Below are 18,289 nucleotides of genomic sequence, written 5' to 3'. Positions count from 1 at the left end.
TAGAGTGGCCCCCATCGTTCCTGGATGGATCGGAGGCTGGCGATGTACCGCATCACGATGATCGCGTTGTTGCTGGGCCTGGCCGGATCTGCTGCGGCCAAGCCGGAGAAAGCCGTTGTGCAGATGGACCGGCAGTCGCCGGTGGCCGAGCAGGTGCGCCAGGTCGAAAAGGCCCTGGATGATGGCGATTACAGCGAGATTTCCGCTGATGACCGCAGCACCGTGCGCGAAGCGCTGGCCCGGATCACCGCGAGGATGGGCGGCCACCAGAGCGTGCAGGAACTGCCGCCGCAGGTGCAGGGGGAGGTCTTCAACGACCAGGAGCGGATCAATACCCTGCTCACCCGCGCCCACGAGGACAGCCGGCAGATCTGCCAGCACACGCGCAGTACCGGCAGCAACATGCCCAAAAGCCGCTGCCTGACGGTGGCCGAGCGCCGCCGGATCGAGGAAAAGGGCAAGGCGCTGTTGAACGACCAGCGCACCTTCAACAACTTCAACCCTGCCAGCTCGCGGTAGGGCTTCCGCTGCCCCGACCATTGGCACTTGCTGGCGTGAAGGGGGTGCGAATAGAGTCGGGATTCGCCACAGACAAGGATTTGTTTGCCATGAAACAGGCTTTGATGTCGGCCGTCCTGTTGTCAGGACTCGCCCTGGTCAGTACCGCATCGGCATCCAGGGGCAAGGACGTGTTCGTGCCCGGCCAGCCGCTGCAGCAGCAGATCGCGCGTATCGAGGTGGAGCTCAAGGACGGCGAAACCTATTCGGAACTCAAGCAGGACGAGCGCACCCGCGTCAACGACGCCCTGGCACGCATGCGCGCAGCGGTGGAGCAGTACCCGGCACGCGATTCCATGCCTGAACCGGTGCAAACCCAGGTCTTCAACGATCAGCAGGTCGTGAACACGGTTTTGACACAGGCGCGTGAAGATAGTCGTCTAATATGCCAACGTGAAAAGCCCATCGGTTCCAACCGGACCACGACGCAGTGCATGACCGTTGCCGAGCGCGCTCGGCAGAAGGAACGGGCACAGCAGGACATGAGGCAGGTCATGCGCGCCGGCAGTACAGTCAATTAGAGGTGACAGTGAGAATCCTGGTAATCGAAGACAACAGCGACATTGCGGCCAACCTGGGCGACTATCTGGAGGACCGGGGGCATACGGTGGACTTCGCGGCTGACGGGGTCACCGGCCTGCATCTGGCCGTGGTGCACGAGTTCGACGCGATCGTGCTGGATCTCAACCTGCCAGGCATGGACGGCATCGAGGTCTGCCGCAAGCTGCGCAATGAAGCGCGCAAGCAGACCCCGGTGCTGATGCTGACGGCCCGCGATTCGCTGGACAACAAGCTGGCCGGCTTCGATTCCGGTGCCGATGACTACCTGATCAAGCCGTTCGCGCTGCAGGAAGTGGAAGTGCGTCTGAACGCCCTGTCGCGCCGCGGCAAGGGCGTGCAGACCCGCGTGCTGGAAACCGGCGACCTGGAATACAACCTGGATACGCTGGAAGTGCGCCGCCAGGGCAAGCTGCTGCAGCTCAACCCGACCGCGCTGAAGATCCTGCAGGCGCTGATGGAAGCGGCACCGGCGGTGGTGACCCGCCAGGAGCTGGAAACCCGCGTGTGGGGCGAGGAACTGCCCGATTCGGATTCGCTGCGCGTGCATATCCATGGCCTGCGTGCGGTGGTCGACAAGCCGTTTGAAGTGCCGCTGATCCAGACCCGCCATGGCATCGGATACCGCATCGCCACCCCGGAAGCCTGATTCCGTGGCAGCCAAGGGGGAGCGCCGGCGCACGCCATACCGGCGGCGCCTGCGCAGCCGCATCATCGTCTCGTTCGTGTTGTTGGGCTTCTGCCTGACGACACTGTTCGCGTTCGCCACCAACTGGGCCCGCATGCGGGTGGAAAACCAGTTGGTGGAAGACGTGATCAACCACAACATCGAAGAGTATGCGCGGCGCTTCTACGAGCATCCGGGGCGCAATCCGGCAGTGCCCGTGCAGCAGATCCGGGCGTACGCCTACTCGGCTGACAAGTTCGACAAGGCCCGCGAGTCGTGGCCGCAGTGGGCCGACCTGCAGAACGGCAATTACAACCTCAGTGGCACCGACGAGCAGGGGCAGCCGTATGCCTACAAGCTGGCGGTACGCAAGGCCGACGACGCCTGGTTCTTCCTCGCCTATGACATGACCGACAGCGTGCGCGGCGGCAAGCAGCTCAACCGCGCGCTGGTGTTGTCGGTGCTGGTGTTCAGCGTGCTGTCGCTGGTGCTGGGCTGGTGGTCGGCGTCGAAGGTGATGAAGCCGGTGTCGGACCTGGCCGCGCGGCTGCGTGCGTACCGCGGCGGTACCAGTGAGCCCGAGCCCCTGGCGCCGCGCTTTCCCGATGACGAGGTGGGGCAGCTGGCACAGGCGCTGGACGACTATTCCTCGCGGCTGACCGAAGTGGTGCAGCGCGATCGCGAGTTCAATGCAGACGTCAGCCATGAACTGCGCACGCCGCTGGCAGTGATCCGCGGTGCCACCGAGCTGCTGCTGACCCGGCCCGGCCTGGACGAGAAGGTGCTGCAGCGCCTGCAGCGTATCCAGCGTGCCGAGCAGCAGTGCAGCGACCTGATCGGCGCACTGCTGCTGCTGTCGCGCAACGAGCGCGGGCAGGGCACCAGCAACGTGGCCCGCGTGGCCGAGCAGCTGCTGGATGCGCACCGCGCGCAGCTGGGTGGCAAGCCGCTGGAGCTGCTGCTGGAAGGCGAGCGCAACCTGGTGATCGATGCACCCGAGGCGGCGCTGTCGGTGGCGCTGGGCAACCTGATCGGCAACGCGGTGAAGTACTCGCAGGATGGCGAAGTACGCGTCTTCGTGGGCGCCAATTCGGTGTCGGTGACCGACAGCGGCCCGGGCCTGAGCGAGGAAGACGCGGCCAAGCTGTTCCAGCGTGGCTACCGCGGCACGCACGCTGGTCATTCGCAGGGCGGCGGCATCGGCCTGTCGATCGTCAGCCGTCTGTGCGACCTGTACGGCTGGCAGGTGAGCGTGCGCCCCGGTGGCGAGCGTGGCGTGATCGCCACCCTGACGTTCTCGCCGAAGCCGTTGTAAGCGGCCCTGCTTTGGTGGGTGCCGACCTTGGTCGGCACGGACCCTGCCGACCTTGCATCACGCCCTGTGTCGCTTGTGCCACTGAATCTCCCGCACGCGAACATCGCATCACAGGCCCGACACGACACCACCGTGATCGCTGCCGCGCCCCGCGCGTGTTCCAACGCACGCATTGGCAAGCCCGCGCCGCACTTGGGAATTTCCTTACAGATTGCCGTGCGCGGCGATGGCCTGATGACCTGGCCGGGGCAGGTGCCTTGGCCGGGATTGGCGTCCTGAAAAAAACCAACAAATCAAAAGCTCCGGATGTGCTCTAGCTCATCATGGAAAATGCATCGTCTGCCCTCGCTTTGGCGGACGGTGCGTGGGGATTCGCCAGAATCCGCTGGAGTCTTTTTCCTTCGCTTTTGAGTTGTTGGGTCTCCGGTACGCCAACCCGCACCGTCCGCCACCTTGCATCTGCAGGTGGCCTGCCGTCTGCGAGGAGCTTCATCATGTCCACCCGCCCGCTGTTCCCCCAGTTGCACGCCCTGATCGGCGATGCCGCCCACCTGCTGCCTGCCGACGTCGCCGAGCGGGTCGAAGTTCTGCTGGATGACCCCAGGGACCTGCTGCCCGCCCTGCTGGCGCGCATGGATGGCGGCGACGCCGCCGACGGCCAGCGGCTGGATGTGCAGGGGGGCAGCCCGGCGCAGGCCGCCACGATGGCTGGTCTCAGCCGCACGCTTGCCGGCCTGAATACCCTGATCCAGCTGCTGCACGCTGCCGAAATCGCGCGGGAGCAGGGTGGCGCCCGCCAGCAGCTCAATCCCGATGTGGTCGACGGCCTGCTGTTGGGCGCCCGCGAACTGGCCCGCTACGCCCGCCAGCAGCTGGAGTAGATCCACGCCACACATGGATGCGCTTTGGTAGTGCCGGCCGCTGGCCGGCAATCGAATCGGCCAGTAGATCTACGCCACGCATGGATGCGCTTCGGTAGTGCCGGCCGCTGGCCGGCAACCAGGCCTCAAGCCCCGGCCAAGCCCAGATACCGCGCATGCAGCTGTTCCACCTGCACCTGCAGGTCCTCCGGCTGCCCATCATTGACCACTACGTCATCGGCCAGTGCCAAGCGCTGCGCACGGCTGGCCTGCGCAGCAATCATCCGGTCGGCCAGCGCAGCATCAATGCCATCGCGCTGCATCAGCCGGGCATGCTGCACGGCTTCCGGTGCATCCACCAGCAATACCCGGTCCAACCAAGGGTAAGCCTTCCGCCCGCCCACCTCGGTCAGCAGCGGAATGGCCGCAATCGCATAGGGGCTCTCAGCCTGCTCGCACTGCTGTTGCATCAGCAGGCGGATGGCCGGGTGGGTGATGGCTTCCAGCGCCGTCCGCTCGGCCGGATCGGCAAAGACGTGGGCGCGCAGGCGGGCCCGGTCCAGGTTGCCGTCGGCCAGCAGCATGTCGGCGCCGAAACGCTCGGCAATGCGGGCCAGCGCCGGGCTGTCGGCAGCCACCACGGCCCGGGCGGCCAGGTCGGCATCGGCCACCACGATGCCCAGCGCTTCGAAGCGCCGGGTCACTTCACTCTTGCCCGAGGCGATGCCACCGGTCAGGCCAACCACATAGCGGCTCATGGGGACTCCCCTCAGCGCAGCCCGCTCATCACCATGTACTGCTCCACCAGCGGCGCACCCCACATGAAGTACAACCAGCCGGCAATGGCCAGGTAAGGGCCGAACGGAATCGGCGTGGCGCGGTCACGGCCCCGGCTGTATAGCCAGATCGAGCCGATGATGGCGCCCAGCACCGACGACAGCAGGATGATCGGCAGGATGCCCTTCAGCCCGCACCAGGCGCCCAGCGCTGCCAGCAGTTTGAAGTCGCCGTGGCCCATGCCCTCCTTGCCGGTCAGCTGCTTGAACAGCCACCAGACCGTCCACAGCGACAGATAGCCCACCGCCGCGCCCACCAGGGCGGGCTTGGCCGGCATGTAGAGGTTGTCGATGCTGCCTATCAGCCCCAGCCACATCAGCGGCAGGGTGAGCTGGTCCGGCAGCAGCTGGGTGCGCAGGTCGATGCCGGACAGCGCGATCAGGAAGCAGGTCAGCACGATGGCGCCGAAACCCTGCCAGCCGAAGCCGAACTGCCAGACGCAGGCCACCACAAGCAGTGAGGTCAGCGCCTCCACCAGCGGGTACTGCAGCGAGATCGGCGCCTTGCAGTGGCGGCACTTGCCGCCCTGGATGATCCAGCTGAACAGCGGGATGTTCTCGTACCAGCTCAGCTTGTGCTTGCAGTGCGGGCAGTGCGACGGCTCGACCACGATCCCCGGTGGGGGCGGCTCATAGAAGTCCGGTTCCTCCAGGACTTCGCGCGCATCGCGCTTCCACTGCCATTCCAGCCGCTTGGGCAGGCGCAGGATGACGACGTTCAGGAAACTGCCCAGCAGCAGTCCGAAGGCGGCCGCGGCGGGGTAGCCGAGGCCAGGATGCTGGTCGAGAAAAGCCATGTATGTGTTATCCGACGACGGCGCCGAGTTTGAAGATGGGAAGGTACATGGCAATCACCATGCCGCCCACAATGGTACCAATGAACACCATGATCATCGGCTCCAGCAGGCTGCTCAGGGCATCCACCGAATTGTTGACCTCCTGCTCATAGTACTCGGCCACCTTGAACAGCATGGCGTCCAGCGCACCGGCCTCTTCGCCGATGCCGGTCATCTGGATGACCATGTGCGGGAACAGGTTGGTCTGCTTCATCGACATGTTCACCGGGTAACCCACCGAGACGTCGTCGCGCATGCGCAGCACCGCCTCTTCGTACACGGTATTGCCGGTGGCGCCGGCCACGATGCCCAACGCCTCCACCAGCGGCACGCCGGCCTTGAAGGTCACCGCGGTGGTGCGCGAGAAGCGGGCGATGGCACTGTTGTGCATGATCTGCCCGATCACCGGCACCTTCAGCACGAACCGGTCCATTGCATGCTGCATCTTCGGCGAGCGCTTGTAGGACATGACCAGAGCGACCGCTGTACCGATCGCGACCAGCAGCATCAGCCACCACCACGACACCATGAATCTTGAGAGGTTCACCACCAGCTGGGTGAAGGCGGGCAGCTCGGCGCCGAAGCTCTTGAACACGTCCTCGAACTGCGGCACCACGAACACCAGCATGATGCCGCTGACCAGCATGGCCACCACGACCACCATGATCGGGTAGAACAGCGCTTTCTTGATCTTGCCCTTCAGCGCTTCGATGTTTTCCTTGTAGGTGGCCACCGTGTCCAGCACGGTTTCCAGCACGCCGGCGCCTTCGCCGGCCCGCACCAGGTTGCGGTACAGCTCGTCGAACTGCACCGGGTGCTTGCTGACTGCTTCGTACATCGAGGAACCGCCCTCGATGTCGGTGCGGATGGTGTCGACCAGCTTCTTCATCCGCGGGTTCTTGTGCCCGCTGGCGATGATGTCCAGCGCCGACACGATCGGCACGCCGGATTTCATCATCGTGGCCATCTGCCGGCTGAAGAAGGCGATGTCCTTGGGCTTGACCGGGCTGCCGGCAGCGCCGAACAGCGGCTTCGACTTCGGCTTGACCTGGCCCGGGTTGATGCCTTGGCGGCGCAGCTCGGCGCGCAGCAGGTTGGCGTTCTTGGCCAGCTGCTCGCCCTTCATCTTCACGCCCCGCTTGTCGGTCCCCTCCCAGACAAACGGCTGCAGCTCCATGGTGGCACGCGCCACCGGCTCTTTCTTGATCGCACTGCGACTGACAGACATGTTGGCTCCCCAAGACCCGCCATCCCCAGGCGGGTAACTAGCCATCGATGGTAGCGGGTTCAAGGCCGGATGGGCAGTTGGCAGGCGGCCCAGCGTGCGATTTCGTGCCGGGTGCCGACCAAAGGTGACGCACTGCGTCACATTGCCGCGTCCATCGCAGATTCGGATGCGGGGGGTTCCCATCCGCGAAATTGCTGCCATCATGGGCGCGGGGAAATCCAGGGGGAGGCGTGCCGGGGTTGGCACGCAACCTGCGTTGATCCACCCGCAGGGCATGGGGCCCGCTCAACCGGCACAGCCCGGTCCGATCCCGTGCACTGAACTCAACCACCACTATCTTGGGGATGTACCAATGAAGAACCAGAAGGGCTTCACCCTTATCGAACTGATGATCGTCGTCGCGATCATCGCCATCCTGGCCGCCATCGCGCTGCCGGCCTACCAGGACTACACCTCGAAGTCGAAGGTCACCGCTGCGCTGGCCGACCTGGCCTCGCACAAGACCCAGTTCGAGATGGAGAAGAGCGCGGGCCGTGATCCGAATCCGAATAGCGCCGGTTTCCAGGGCACTTCGACGGGTAGCTGCTCATTGATCGCAGTGGACGGTGATGGCATGACCTGCACCATCCGTGATCCGGGCCGTATTGGTAGCGAGTCCACCATTGCCTTGACCTACACCGACTCTACTGTAAATGCCGCTACGGGCGCTATCACCACTGCTGGTGGCTTCGCCTGTGTTACCACCAGTGTGGCGGAAAAGTTCCGTCCGAAGGGCTGCACTGGTACCTAATACTCTTGACGTGACAGGCATAGGAATTTTCTGCTCCTGTAGCTGTCATCAGAGTTGACACAGGGCCCGCTTCGGCGGGCCTTGTGCTGACCGAGATACAAAATTCAGTCAGCACGCAGCAATGGGGATTGCTGGATTAAACAGGGGGAGTCATGAACACGCAGAAGGGCTTCACGCTCATCGAACTGATGATCGTGGTGGCCATCATCGCCATCCTTGCGGCGATTGCGGCTGTGGCATTTCAGCCATACGTCGTGCGCACCCAGTTGGCGGCGGCACTTGCGGATATCACGCCGGGAAAGACCAAGGTGGAAATCCTCGTCAACGAGAACCGTCCGGCCAGTCTGATCACCCCCGAGTTCATCGGTGGCGCCCAGAACGCCCACTGCTCCAACGTCGAAGCCGAACTCAGCGATTCCGGCGTCGGCCATATCAGCTGCACCTTGAAGGGACACAGCGCGCTGGACGGCAAGGACCTGATCCTGCGCCGCTCCGCCGAGGGCATCTGGAGCTGCGATGGCAGCGCGTTCGAAGCGCGCTATCGCCCGACCGGCTGCTGATCACACTTCAGCGCATCCGATGGGATGCTGGCTGCCCCTTGACGGGGCTATCATCCCCGGGGGAGTCAGGATCGTGCCTGCCGGGCCGGGAGTGCCGGGCAAGGCAGTGTTGCTCATGGATTGGCGATGCCGATGGCCATTGGGTCGCGGCGGGTTCTGCTGCCCCGTGCGGTGTCCGTGCAAGACGCACGGCATGGCATGACCCCATGAGCCAAGGATTCATATGAACGCTGTCACCACCGCCAATCTTGTCGGCATCACCGGCCTGGCCCGTCGCCTGGTGCAGGACGGGGCCCTGGACGAGGCCACCGCCCGCGACGCCATGGCCAAGGCCGCCGCCGCGCGCCAGCCACTGCCGACCTGGTTCGCGCAGAACAAGCTGGTCAATGCCTCGCAGCTGGCCGCCGCCAACGCGGTCGAGTTCGGCATGCCGCTGTTCGACGTGTCCACCTTCGACGCCAGCCAGAACGCGATGAGCCTGGTCAGCGAGGAGCTGCTGCGCAAGCACAACGTGCTGCCGCTTTTCAAGCGCGGTGGCAAGCTGTTCGTCGGCACCAGCAACCCGACCCACTCGCTGGACGAGATCAAGTTCCACACCAATCTGGTGGTCGAGCCGATCCTGGTCGACGAGGACCAGATCCGGCGCACGCTGGAACAGTGGCACGCCAGCCATGACACTCTCGGCGACGCCCTGGGTGGCGATGACGATGGCATGGGCAACCTGGACGTGGCGGCCGGCGACGAGGATCTCGGCGCCACCGGCAGCGATTCCGGCATCGACGCCAAGGGTGACGACACCCCGGTGGTGAAGTTCGTCAACAAGGTGCTGGTCGATGCGATCCGCAAGGGCGCCTCGGACATCCACTTCGAGCCCTACGAAGACGATTACCGCGTGCGCCTGCGCATCGACGGCCTGCTGAAGATGGTGGCGCGCGCGCCGGTGAAGCTGAACCAGCGCATTGCCGCGCGCCTGAAGGTGATGGCACAGCTGGACATCGCCGAGAAGCGCGTCCCGCAGGACGGCCGCATCAAGCTCAACCTGTCCAAGACCAAGCAGATCGACTTCCGCGTCAGCACGCTGCCGACCCTGTTCGGCGAGAAGGTGGTGCTGCGTATCCTCGATGGCAGCGCGGCCAAGCTGGGCATCGACAAGCTGGGTTACGAGCCGGACCAGCAGAAGCTGTTCCTGGATGCCATCCACAAGCCGTACGGCATGGTGCTGGTGACCGGCCCGACCGGTTCGGGCAAGACGGTGTCGCTGTATACCGCGCTGGGCATCCTCAATGACGAGACGCGCAACATCTCCACCGCCGAAGACCCGGTGGAAATCCGCCTGCCCGGCGTCAACCAGGTACAGCAGAACAACAAGCGCGGCATGACCTTCGCCGCGGCGTTGCGCTCGTTCCTGCGACAGGACCCCGACATCATCATGGTCGGCGAAATCCGCGACCTGGAAACGGCGGAGATCGCGATCAAGGCCGCGCAGACCGGCCACATGGTGCTGTCCACGCTGCATACCAACGATGCGCCGCAGACCATCGCGCGCCTGATGAACATGGGTATCGCGCCCTACAACATCACCAGCTCGGTGACGCTGGTGATCGCCCAGCGCCTGGCGCGTCGCCTGTGCGGCAACTGCAAGCGACCGTCCAGCCTGCCCGAACATGCGCTGCTGGCCGAAGGCTTCACCCAGGCGCAGCTGGATGCGGGCATCGAGCTGTACGAGGCCGTGGGCTGCGACGAATGCACCGAGGGCTACAAGGGCCGGACCGGCGTCTACCAGGTCATGCCGATGACCGATGAGATCGCCACCATCGTGCTGGCCGGTGGCAATGCGCTGCAGATTGCCGAGGCGGCGCAGCAGATCGGGGTGAATGACCTGCGCCAGTCGGCATTGAAGAAGGCGGCGGCGGGCATTACCAGCTTGGCCGAGATCAACCGCGTCACCAAGGATTGAGGTAGATCCACGCCATGCGTGGATGACGCGATGCATGGGGTTGCCGGCCAGCGGCCGGCACTACCAGTTCGGTCGTACGCGCCGGGTCAGAGCCCTTTCCTTTGGAAAGGGATCCGGCCCCCGGGTTTACTCCATCCCCAGCTTCTTCAGCTTGTAGCGCAGCGCACGGAAGGTGATGCCCAGCTGCGCGGCGGTACGGGTCTTGTTCCAGCGGTTCTCTTCCAGCGCACGCTGGATGGCGCTGCGCTCGAGCTGCTCGATGTAGGAGGGCAGGGCAGCGCTGCCCGGCTGCAGGTCGGCCACCGCTTCGGCGGGCGCCGCACTGCCGGGAGCACGCGGCGCGTGCTGTGGCAGGCGCAGGTCATCGGCGCCGATGCAGTCTTCCTCGGCCAGGGCCAGCGCACGTTCCAGGATGTTCTCCAGCTCGCGCACATTGCCCGGGAACGCGTACTGCGCCAGGGCTTCCAGCGCCGAGGGCGCCAGCAGCGGGGTGGCGCGGCCGTGGCTGCGGGCCAGGCGGGCCAGCACGGCGGCGGCCAGTTCGGGCAGGTCCTGGCGGCGTTCGCGCAGTGGCGGCACCTTCAGTTCGATCACGTTGATGCGGTAGTACAGGTCGTGGCGGAAGCGCCCGTCCTCGACCAGCTCGGCCAGGTCCTTATGGGTGGCCGAGAGGATGCGGACATCCACCGGCTCCTCGGTGGCCGCGCCCACCGCGCGCACCGACTTTTCCTGGATCGCGCGCAGCAGCTTCACCTGCATCTGCAGCGGCAGTTCAGCCACTTCGTCCAGGAACAGGGTGCCGCCGTGCGCAGCCTGGAACAGGCCAGGCTTGTCAGCGTGTGCGCCGCTGAAACTGCCCTTGCGGTGGCCGAAGAATTCGCTCTCCATCAGCTCGCCGGGAATGGCGCCGCAGTTGACCGGCACGAACGGGCCGGCCGCGCGCGCGCCCTGGGCATGGATGGTGCGTGCAACCAGCTCCTTGCCGACGCCCGACTCGCCGAGGATGTAGACCGGCGCCTGGCTGCGCGCGACCTTGCCGATGGTGGTGCGCAGCACATCCATGGCCTGCGAGTGGCCCAGCAGGCGTCCGCCCTGTTCGGCGTTGGGGCCCGGTGCGGGGCGCTCGGCGTTGTTGAGTTCCAGCGCGTGCTTGACCAGTCCGCGCAGCACCGAGATGTCCACCGGCTTGCTGACGAAATCGAACGCACCGGCCTTCAGCGCCTCCACGGCGAGATCCATGCTGCCGAATGCGGTGATCATCGCCACCGGCGTGCGCGGGTAGTGCTGGGCAATCTCGCTGACCAGCTCGATGCCGTTGCCATCGGGCAGGCGCATGTCGGTGATGCACAGGTCGTACGGATTGCTGGCCAGCAGCTCACGTGCCTCGGCCAGGTTGGCGGCGGTACTGATGCGCAGCCCCATGCGGCCGAGGGTCAGCACCAGCAGTTCGCGGATGTCGCGTTCGTCGTCGACGACGAGGGCGCTGCGGGTTTCATTCATGGGCGTGAAAGATAAACGAGGGGGCTGGAAGCGACAAATGTTTGACGCACATAATGGGGATCAGCTCGGCAGCAGCGTATGTGGACCGGGCAGCACCAGGCGGAAGCAGGAGCCACCGGCCGGCACCGCGATGTAGTCCAGGCGGGCCTGGTTGGCCCTGCACAGCTCGCGCGCGATGTACAGGCCCAGTCCCGTGCCATGCTCGGACGTGGTGAAGAAGGGCCGGAACAGCTGCGCGGCCACGCTCTCCGGGATACCCGGGCCACGGTCCATCACGTCGATCACCGCGCTGCGTTCGTGCTGGGCCACGCGCAACCGCACCCGTGCAGGCTGCTGGCCGATGCGGCCGTACTTCAGTGCGTTGTGCACCAGCACGGTCAGCACCTGGTAGAGATGCTTGGCGTCGACCTGGGCCATCACCGATGTGTCGCTGATGATCGGTTCGATGCTGTCGGTCTCCAGGGTCTGGCCCTGCTTGTACTCCAGCACGAAGCGGCGCACGAAGGCGACCAGGTCCACGTTCTCCGGCGTGGCGCGTTCGCGCCGTGCCAGGCCCAGCACGCTCTCGACGATGCCGTTGGTGCGCTGGCACTGCTGGCGGATGATCTGCAGCAGGCGGCGGTCGCTCTCGTTGAAGCCGGTGCCTTCCTCGAGCAGCTGCACGGCATAGTTGATCGCCGCCAGCGGATTGCGGATCTCGTGGGCCAGGCTGGCCGAGAAGCGGCCCATGGCGGAAAGGGTGAGCGATTCGGCGCGGCGCGAGACCACGCTGGAATCGTCCAGGAACACCAGCGCAAGGTCGCTGCCGGCCAGCAGGCGGGCAAAGCGTGGCTGCACTTCCGGCTGGTCGGGGTTGAGCTGCAGCGGCAGTTCGTCCTGTGCCCAGCCATTGCGCCAGCGCTGCAGCCGGCGCGCCAGTTCCGGTGCGGCACTGGCCAGGTCCAGGCGTCCGCTTTCGCCGTTGCCGTCGTTGTCGCCCAGCAGCATCGAGGCAGCTTCGTTGGCCAGGGTGATGCGGTTGTCGGCGTCCACCACCAGCACGCCGGTGCGCATGCGGCGGATGATCAGTTCGTTGATCTGGAACAGGTTGGCCACTTCGTCGCCGCGCTGGTTGGCCAGCTGCTGGTTGCGGCGGGCGCGGTTGCCCACCTGGTAGCTGATGAAGGCCAGTGCCAGGTAGCTGGTAGCGAACATCGCCAGTTCGGCGAGGGTGCGGGTGGGGTCGCCGCCTTCCAGCAGCTTCCAGGTGTACTCGACGCCGGTGGCCAGGCTGGCGGCCAGCGCCAGGCCCAGCCCCAGGCTGAGCGGCAGCAGAGTGGCGGCGGCGGCGATGTTGAACAGCAGCGACATCGAGATACCGGCGCTGGCGCCGGGCAGGGCGTGCGACAGCAGGGTGGCGGCCACGATATCCACCAGCACGCCACTGACCACGATCGGGCGTAGCCAGCGTTCGTTGCGGCCGACCACCAGGGCCAGCAGCGCCAGGGCCAGGTAGATGACCGCAACGACATCGGCCAGCCGCGGGTGGTGGGCTTCGCCGACCATGGCCGACAACGGGCTGTAGAGCAGGGCGGCAATGACCGTAGCGATCAGCACCCGGTACAGCGCGAAGAAATACAGTTCACGCCGCGGAATCGATTCGATGCGGTCAATCAATGAAGCACTGGGTGACACGCCGGAACTCCCCTTCTGGCTGCCTGGGTCTGGATTCTGCGGCGGGCCTGTCCGGCGTCCCCTGAAGTCGGGCCGGCACGTCGCGTTTGCGAAGGGCAGTATAGGGCCCCCGGCCGGGCGCCGCCGAAGTGGTCCGGATCGCGCATTTGGCCCGTTGCGGACACCGGTGGCCAGCCCCGGCCCGGGTGCAACTGCCTGAATGACGGTGGAAATCTGCCCGCGTCTGGCGTTTTGTACAGACTTCTTTGCGCCCCGGCGCCGGCTCGGCCACAATAGTGGGCCCGCCGCGGTCCATGCCGGCGCCCCGCCGGGGCCCTGAGGAATTGCGTGCGGTCGTTCCTATTCCCACGGTGACGCATGAATTTCCACGAATACCAGTCAAAACAACTGCTTGCCGAGTACGGCATCCCGGTCCCGGCCGGCAAGGTCGCTGCGACCCCGGACGAAGCGGTTGCCGCTGCCAACTCCCTGGGCCAGGGCCCCTGGATGGTCAAGGCGCAGATCCACGCTGGCGGCCGCGGCAAGGCTGGCGGCGTCAAGTTCTGCAAGACCACCGACGACGTGAAGGCCGCTGCGGCCAAGATGCTCGGCACCAAGATGGCCACCTACCAGACCGCTGGCGTTGAACTGCCGGTCAACCTGGTGCTGGTGACCACCGCCGGCGAGATCGTCAAGGAACTGTACCTGTCGGTGCTGGTCGACCGTGGCACCAAGACCATCACCTACATCGCCTCTTCGGAAGGCGGCGTGGAGATCGAGCAGGTCGCTGCTGAAACCCCGGAGCTGATCCACTCGCTGAACGTCGACTTCGTCGAAGGCGTGCAGGGTTACCACGGCCGCGATTTCGGCTTCAAGCTGGGCCTGACCGCCAAGCAGGCCGGCCAGTTCGCCAGCATCATGGTGAACCTGTACCGCCTGTTCAACGAAAAGGACCTGGCCCTGGTTGAAATCAACCCGCTGGCCATCCTGGACGACGGCAACCTGTACGCGCTGGACGGCAAGTTCGACAGCGACGACAACGCCGCGTTCCGCCAGAAGGCCCTGGTCGCCATGCGCGACAAGACCCAGGAAGATCCGACCGAAGTGATCGCTTCGGAACTGGACATCAACTACGTCACCATGGACGGCAACATCGGCTGCATGGTGAACGGCGCCGGCCTGGCCATGGCCACCATGGACGTCATCAAGCTCAACGGCGGCGAGCCGGCGAACTTCCTGGACGTGGGCGGCGGTGCCAACAAGCAGCGCGTCATCGAAGCCTTCAAGCTGATCCTGTCCTCGGACAAGGTCGAAGGCATCTTCGTCAACATCTTCGGCGGCATCGTCCGCTGCGACATGATTGCCGAAGGCATCATCGCCGCCGTGAAGGAAGTGGGCGTCAAGGTTCCGGTCGTGGTGCGCCTGGAAGGCACCAACGTGGAAGAAGGCAAGCAGCTGCTGCGTGACAGCGGCATGGCCATCATCCCGGCTGACAACATCAACGATGGCGCCAAGAAGATCGTTGAAGCTGTCAACAACGCCGCCTGATACCGACACCAAGGAATTCCAATGTCTGTTTTGATCAACAAGAACACCAAGGTGATCGTGCAGGGCTTCACCGGCCAGCAGGGCACCTTCCACGCCACTCAGATGATCGAGTACGGCACCCAGGTTGTCGGCGGCGTGACCCCGGGCAAGGGTGGCACCACCCATATCGACCTGCCGGTCTTCAACACCGTTGCCGACGCCGTGCAGAGCACCGGCGCCAACGCCTCGGTCATCTACGTGCCGCCGCCGTACGCGGCTGACGCGATCCTGGAAGCCGCTGCTGCCGGCATCAAGGTCATCGTCTGCATCACCGAAGGCATCCCGGTGCTGGACATGCTGCGCGTCAAGAACGTGCTGACCCGTTCGCATCCGGACACCGTGCTGATCGGGCCGAACTGCCCGGGCGTCATCACCCCGGGTGAGTGCAAGATCGGCATCATGCCGGGCCACATCCACCAGCCGGGCAAGATCGGCATCGTGTCGCGTTCGGGCACCCTGACCTATGAAGCGGTCAAGCAGACCACCGAAGTCGGCCTGGGCCAGTCCACCTGCATCGGCATCGGCGGTGACCCGATCAACGGCCTGAACTTCGTCGACTGCCTGAAGCTGTTCAACGAAGACCCGCAGACCGAAGGCATCATCATGGTTGGTGAAATCGGCGGCGACGCCGAGGAAGCCGGTGCCGAGTACATCAAGAACCACGTGAAGAAGCCGGTCGTCGGTTTCATCGCCGGTGCGTCGGCTCCGGCCGGCAAGCGCATGGGCCACGCCGGTGCGATCGCCTCGGGCGGCAAGGGCACTGCCGAAGGCAAGTTCGCCGCCATGGAAGCTGCCGGTGTTGTCACCGTCCGCTCGCCGGGCGACCTGGGCGCTGCCATCGCCAAGCTGGTGAAATAAGATCGACTGCCTCCGGCAGACGATGCTGTAGGGCCGGCCGCTGGCCGGCTGCTGAAACAGAAAGGCCGCCTCCGGGCGGCCTTTCTGCGTCTGGCGCCCTGGCCATCCCGGCAAGCTCATCCACGCATGGCGTGGATCTACTGAGCCGTGGCTGTCCACGCAGCGAGCGCGCCCGGCGCGCGCATGGCGCAGCGCTACAATGGCAGCATTGCAACCACAGGCTGGATTCCCATGGCTTCGATCCGCATCGCGATGGCGCAGTTCGACTTCCCGGTCGGCGACGTCGCCGGCAACACCGAGCGCATCATCGAGATGATCGGCCAGGCGCGCGACGAGTACGGCGCCGAGCTGGTGATGTTCCCCGAGCTGGCGGTGAGCGGTTATCCGCCGGAAGACCTGCTGCTGCGCCCGGGCTTCCTGTACGAGTGCGAGCAGGCAATGATGCGCATTGCCGCAGCCTGCCGCGGCATCACCGCGGTGGTCGGCTGGCCGCAGGCGGCTGGCGCGGTGGTCTACAACGCCGCCAGCGTGCTGCGCGACGGGCTGGTCGAGCAGACCTACCGCAAGCGTGAGCTGCCCAATTACGCCGTGTTCGACGAACGCCGCTACTTCGATGTTGATCCGGACGGCGGCAGCTGCGTCTTCGAGGTCAACGGCATTCCGGTGGGTTTGCTGATCTGCGAGGACCTGTGGTTCGCCGAGCCGCTGGCCGACACCGTGCGCGCCGGCGCGCAGCTGGTGGTGGTACCCAATGCCTCGCCGTACGAGCGCGGCAAGCACGCCCAGCGCGATGCGGTGCTGGCCGCACGCACCCGCGAGAGCGGGGCAGCGATTGCCTATCTCAATGTGGTCGGTGGCCAGGATGCGCTGGTGTTTGATGGCGCCTCGGTGGTGGCCGATGGTGACGGCACGGTGCACCCCGCCGCCGCCGCCTTCGTCGACCAGTGGCTGGTGGTGGAGTACGACGGCCAAACACGCCGCTTCATGCCGAACGTGTGGATGGACGACGGCGACGAGAGCATGGACGCGCTGGCCTGGCGCGCGGTGACCCGTGGCATCCAGGACTACTGCCGCAAGAACGGTTTCAAGAAGGTCTGGCTGGGCCTGTCCGGTGGCATCGATTCGGCGCTGGTACTGGCGCTGGCGGTCGACGCGCTCGGGGCCGAGAACGTCACCGCTGTGCGCCTGCCGTCGCGCTACACCGCCGGCATGTCCAACGATCTCGCCGCCGAGCAGTGCCAGGCACTGGGCGTGAAGCTGGAAGCGGTCTCGATCGAGCCGGCGTTCAAGGGCCTGATGGAATCGCTGGCGCCGATGTTCGAAGGCACTGCGCCGGACGTGACCGAAGAGAACCTGCAGTCGCGCAGCCGTGGCGTGATCCTGATGGCGCTGGCCAACAAGTTCGGTGGCCTGCTGCTGACCACCGGCAACAAGAGCGAGTACGCGGTGGGTTACGCCACCATCTACGGCGACATGTGCGGTGGCTATGCGCCGCTGAAGGACCTGTACAAGACCGAGGTGTTCGGGCTGTCCAAGTGGCGCAACACCGTGGGCGGCGCGCCGGTGATCCCGCCGGCGGTGATCAGCCGCCCGCCGTCGGCCGAACTGCGCGAGAACCAGCTGGACCAGGACTCGCTGCCGGCCTATGACGTGCTGGACGGCATCCTGTACCGCTACATCGACCAGGAGCAGTCGCGCACGGAGATCGTTGCCGCCGGTTATGACGCGGCCGTGGTCGACCGCGTGCTGCGCCTGGTGCGCATCAGCGAGTGGAAGCGGCACCAGGCCGCGCCAGGCCCGAAGGTGTCGCGCCGTGCTTTCGGTCGTGAGCGTCGCTACCCGATCAGCAACGGCTACAAGGGTTGAGGTAGCCGTTGGCAGGTAGTGCCGGCCGCTGGCCGGCAAGCCGTATCCCGCGCATCCACGCATGGCGCGGATCTACTGCCTTTGGTAGTGCCGGCCGCTGGCCGGCAATCCGTATGCCGCGCATCCACGCATGGCGTGGATCTACTGCCTCCGGTAGTGCCGGCCGCTGGCCGGCAACCCGTATGCCGCGCATCCACGCATGGCGTGGATCTGCTGCCTCCGGTAGTGCCGGCCGCTGGCCGGCAACCCGTACCCCGCGCATCCACGCATGGCGCGGATCTACTGCCTTTGGTAGTGCCGGCCGCTGGCCGGCAGCCCGTATCCCACGCATCCACGCATGGCGTGGATCTACTGCCTCCGGTAGTGCCGGCCGCTGGCCGGCAACCCGTATGCCGCGCATCCACGCATGGCGTGGATCTACTGCCTTTGGTAGTGCCGGCCGCTGGCCGGCAACCCGTATCCCGCGCATCCACGCATGGCGTGGATCTTATCTCTTGCCAATCTGGCACCTTGGGTGCCGAGAGCCCGGCGTGGGCGACCGTGTGGATCCAGGTCTTGCGACCGAGAAGTAGCTTGGGTCCCCACGCCGGATTCTCCCTGAACCGCCCGAACAGTTGGTTGAGTTGGCGCTCGAACTGATAAGACTGGGCAAGCGGGGAG

16 protein-coding genes are annotated in these 18,289 nt (G+C 65.6%); 11 read left to right on the top strand and 5 right to left on the bottom strand.

Going from position 1 to position 18,289, the window contains the following annotated elements:
* Window positions 1-42: 42 nt before the first annotated feature.
* The 5 genes from H4O10_RS15885 to H4O10_RS15865 all read left to right on the top strand — a co-directional run bounded on the left by H4O10_RS15885 (window position 43) and on the right by H4O10_RS15865 (window position 3,979).
* Window positions 43-519: a hypothetical protein gene (locus H4O10_RS15885; protein WP_033833115.1), complete on the top strand. Its 477-nt coding sequence runs from the start codon at window positions 43-45 to the stop codon at window positions 517-519.
* Between the two features lie 89 nt (window positions 520-608).
* Window positions 609-1,079 (top strand): hypothetical protein, encoded by a 471-nt coding sequence (locus tag H4O10_RS15880; RefSeq protein ID WP_005410805.1) that lies wholly within the window; start codon window positions 609-611, stop codon window positions 1,077-1,079.
* Between the two features lie 8 nt (window positions 1,080-1,087).
* Window positions 1,088-1,765 carry a response regulator transcription factor gene (locus tag H4O10_RS15875; RefSeq protein ID WP_005410804.1) on the top strand — a complete coding sequence of 226 codons (678 nt, stop codon included), beginning with the start codon at window positions 1,088-1,090 and terminating at the stop codon, window positions 1,763-1,765.
* 4 nt (window positions 1,766-1,769) lie between these two features.
* Window positions 1,770-3,098: a HAMP domain-containing sensor histidine kinase gene (locus H4O10_RS15870; RefSeq protein ID WP_005410803.1), complete on the top strand. Its 1,329-nt coding sequence runs from the start codon at window positions 1,770-1,772 to the stop codon at window positions 3,096-3,098.
* A gap of 494 nt (window positions 3,099-3,592) precedes the next feature.
* Window positions 3,593-3,979: a hypothetical protein gene (locus H4O10_RS15865; RefSeq protein ID WP_049452339.1), complete on the top strand. Its 387-nt coding sequence runs from the start codon at window positions 3,593-3,595 to the stop codon at window positions 3,977-3,979.
* Between the two features lie 125 nt (window positions 3,980-4,104).
* On the opposite strand, the gene coaE is transcribed toward H4O10_RS15865, so the two are convergent.
* From coaE to H4O10_RS15850, 3 genes are read right to left on the bottom strand one after another with little or no spacing between them, the layout of a single operon-like run.
* Window positions 4,105-4,716 (bottom strand): dephospho-CoA kinase, encoded by a 612-nt coding sequence (coaE, locus tag H4O10_RS15860; RefSeq protein ID WP_049452340.1) that lies wholly within the window; start codon window positions 4,714-4,716, stop codon window positions 4,105-4,107.
* Window positions 4,717-4,727: 11 nt separating this feature from the next.
* Complete coding sequence (locus H4O10_RS15855; protein ID WP_005410800.1) at window positions 4,728-5,591, bottom strand: A24 family peptidase; 864 nt, start codon at window positions 5,589-5,591, stop codon at window positions 4,728-4,730.
* Window positions 5,592-5,598: 7 nt separating this feature from the next.
* Window positions 5,599-6,858 (bottom strand): type II secretion system F family protein, encoded by a 1,260-nt coding sequence (locus tag H4O10_RS15850; protein WP_049452341.1) that lies wholly within the window; start codon window positions 6,856-6,858, stop codon window positions 5,599-5,601.
* Between the two features lie 352 nt (window positions 6,859-7,210).
* On the opposite strand from H4O10_RS15850, the gene H4O10_RS15845 reads away from it, so the two are divergent.
* The 3 genes from H4O10_RS15845 to pilB all read left to right on the top strand — a co-directional run bounded on the left by H4O10_RS15845 (window position 7,211) and on the right by pilB (window position 10,165).
* Window positions 7,211-7,648 (top strand): pilin, encoded by a 438-nt coding sequence (locus tag H4O10_RS15845; RefSeq protein ID WP_024956771.1) that lies wholly within the window; start codon window positions 7,211-7,213, stop codon window positions 7,646-7,648.
* A gap of 152 nt (window positions 7,649-7,800) precedes the next feature.
* On the top strand, window positions 7,801-8,208 hold the full coding sequence (locus H4O10_RS15840; RefSeq protein ID WP_024956772.1) for a pilin: 408 nt from the start codon (window positions 7,801-7,803) through the stop codon (window positions 8,206-8,208).
* 223 nt (window positions 8,209-8,431) lie between these two features.
* The gene (gene pilB / locus H4O10_RS15835; RefSeq protein WP_005410796.1) at window positions 8,432-10,165 is read left to right on the top strand and encodes a type IV-A pilus assembly ATPase PilB; all 1,734 of its coding nucleotides are present in this window, start codon (window positions 8,432-8,434) and stop codon (window positions 10,163-10,165) included.
* A gap of 126 nt (window positions 10,166-10,291) precedes the next feature.
* Here pilB and H4O10_RS15830 read toward each other — a convergent pair whose 3' ends face one another.
* Together H4O10_RS15830 and H4O10_RS15825 are read right to left on the bottom strand one after the other, a co-directional pair.
* On the bottom strand, window positions 10,292-11,665 hold the full coding sequence (locus H4O10_RS15830) for a sigma-54 dependent transcriptional regulator (protein WP_049452342.1): 1,374 nt from the start codon (window positions 11,663-11,665) through the stop codon (window positions 10,292-10,294).
* A gap of 60 nt (window positions 11,666-11,725) precedes the next feature.
* A complete protein-coding gene (locus H4O10_RS15825) occupies window positions 11,726-13,339 on the bottom strand; it encodes an ATP-binding protein (protein WP_005410794.1) in 1,614 nt (537 codons plus the stop codon).
* A 357-nt stretch (window positions 13,340-13,696) separates the two neighbouring features.
* Between H4O10_RS15825 and sucC the strand changes: the two genes are divergently transcribed.
* The 3 genes from sucC (at window position 13,697) to H4O10_RS15810 (ending at window position 17,629) form a co-directional block, all read left to right on the top strand.
* Complete coding sequence (gene sucC, locus H4O10_RS15820; RefSeq protein ID WP_049452343.1) at window positions 13,697-14,866, top strand: ADP-forming succinate--CoA ligase subunit beta; 1,170 nt, start codon at window positions 13,697-13,699, stop codon at window positions 14,864-14,866.
* Window positions 14,867-14,887: 21 nt separating this feature from the next.
* Window positions 14,888-15,763, top strand: a complete 876-nt coding sequence (gene sucD, locus H4O10_RS15815) for a succinate--CoA ligase subunit alpha (RefSeq protein WP_005410793.1) — start codon at window positions 14,888-14,890, stop codon at window positions 15,761-15,763.
* 231 nt (window positions 15,764-15,994) lie between these two features.
* Window positions 15,995-17,629, top strand: coding sequence for an NAD+ synthase (locus H4O10_RS15810; RefSeq protein ID WP_033833113.1), 1,635 nt, complete (start codon window positions 15,995-15,997; stop codon window positions 17,627-17,629).
* Window positions 17,630-18,289: the final 660 nt, after the last annotated feature.

This window comes from Stenotrophomonas sp. I18B00994 (genome assembly GCF_014145825.1).
Classification (GTDB): domain Bacteria; phylum Pseudomonadota; class Gammaproteobacteria; order Xanthomonadales; family Xanthomonadaceae; genus Stenotrophomonas; species Stenotrophomonas maltophilia.
The sequence above is the reverse complement of the archived record's forward strand: the minus strand, read 5'-3'. Positions and strand labels throughout refer to the sequence as shown.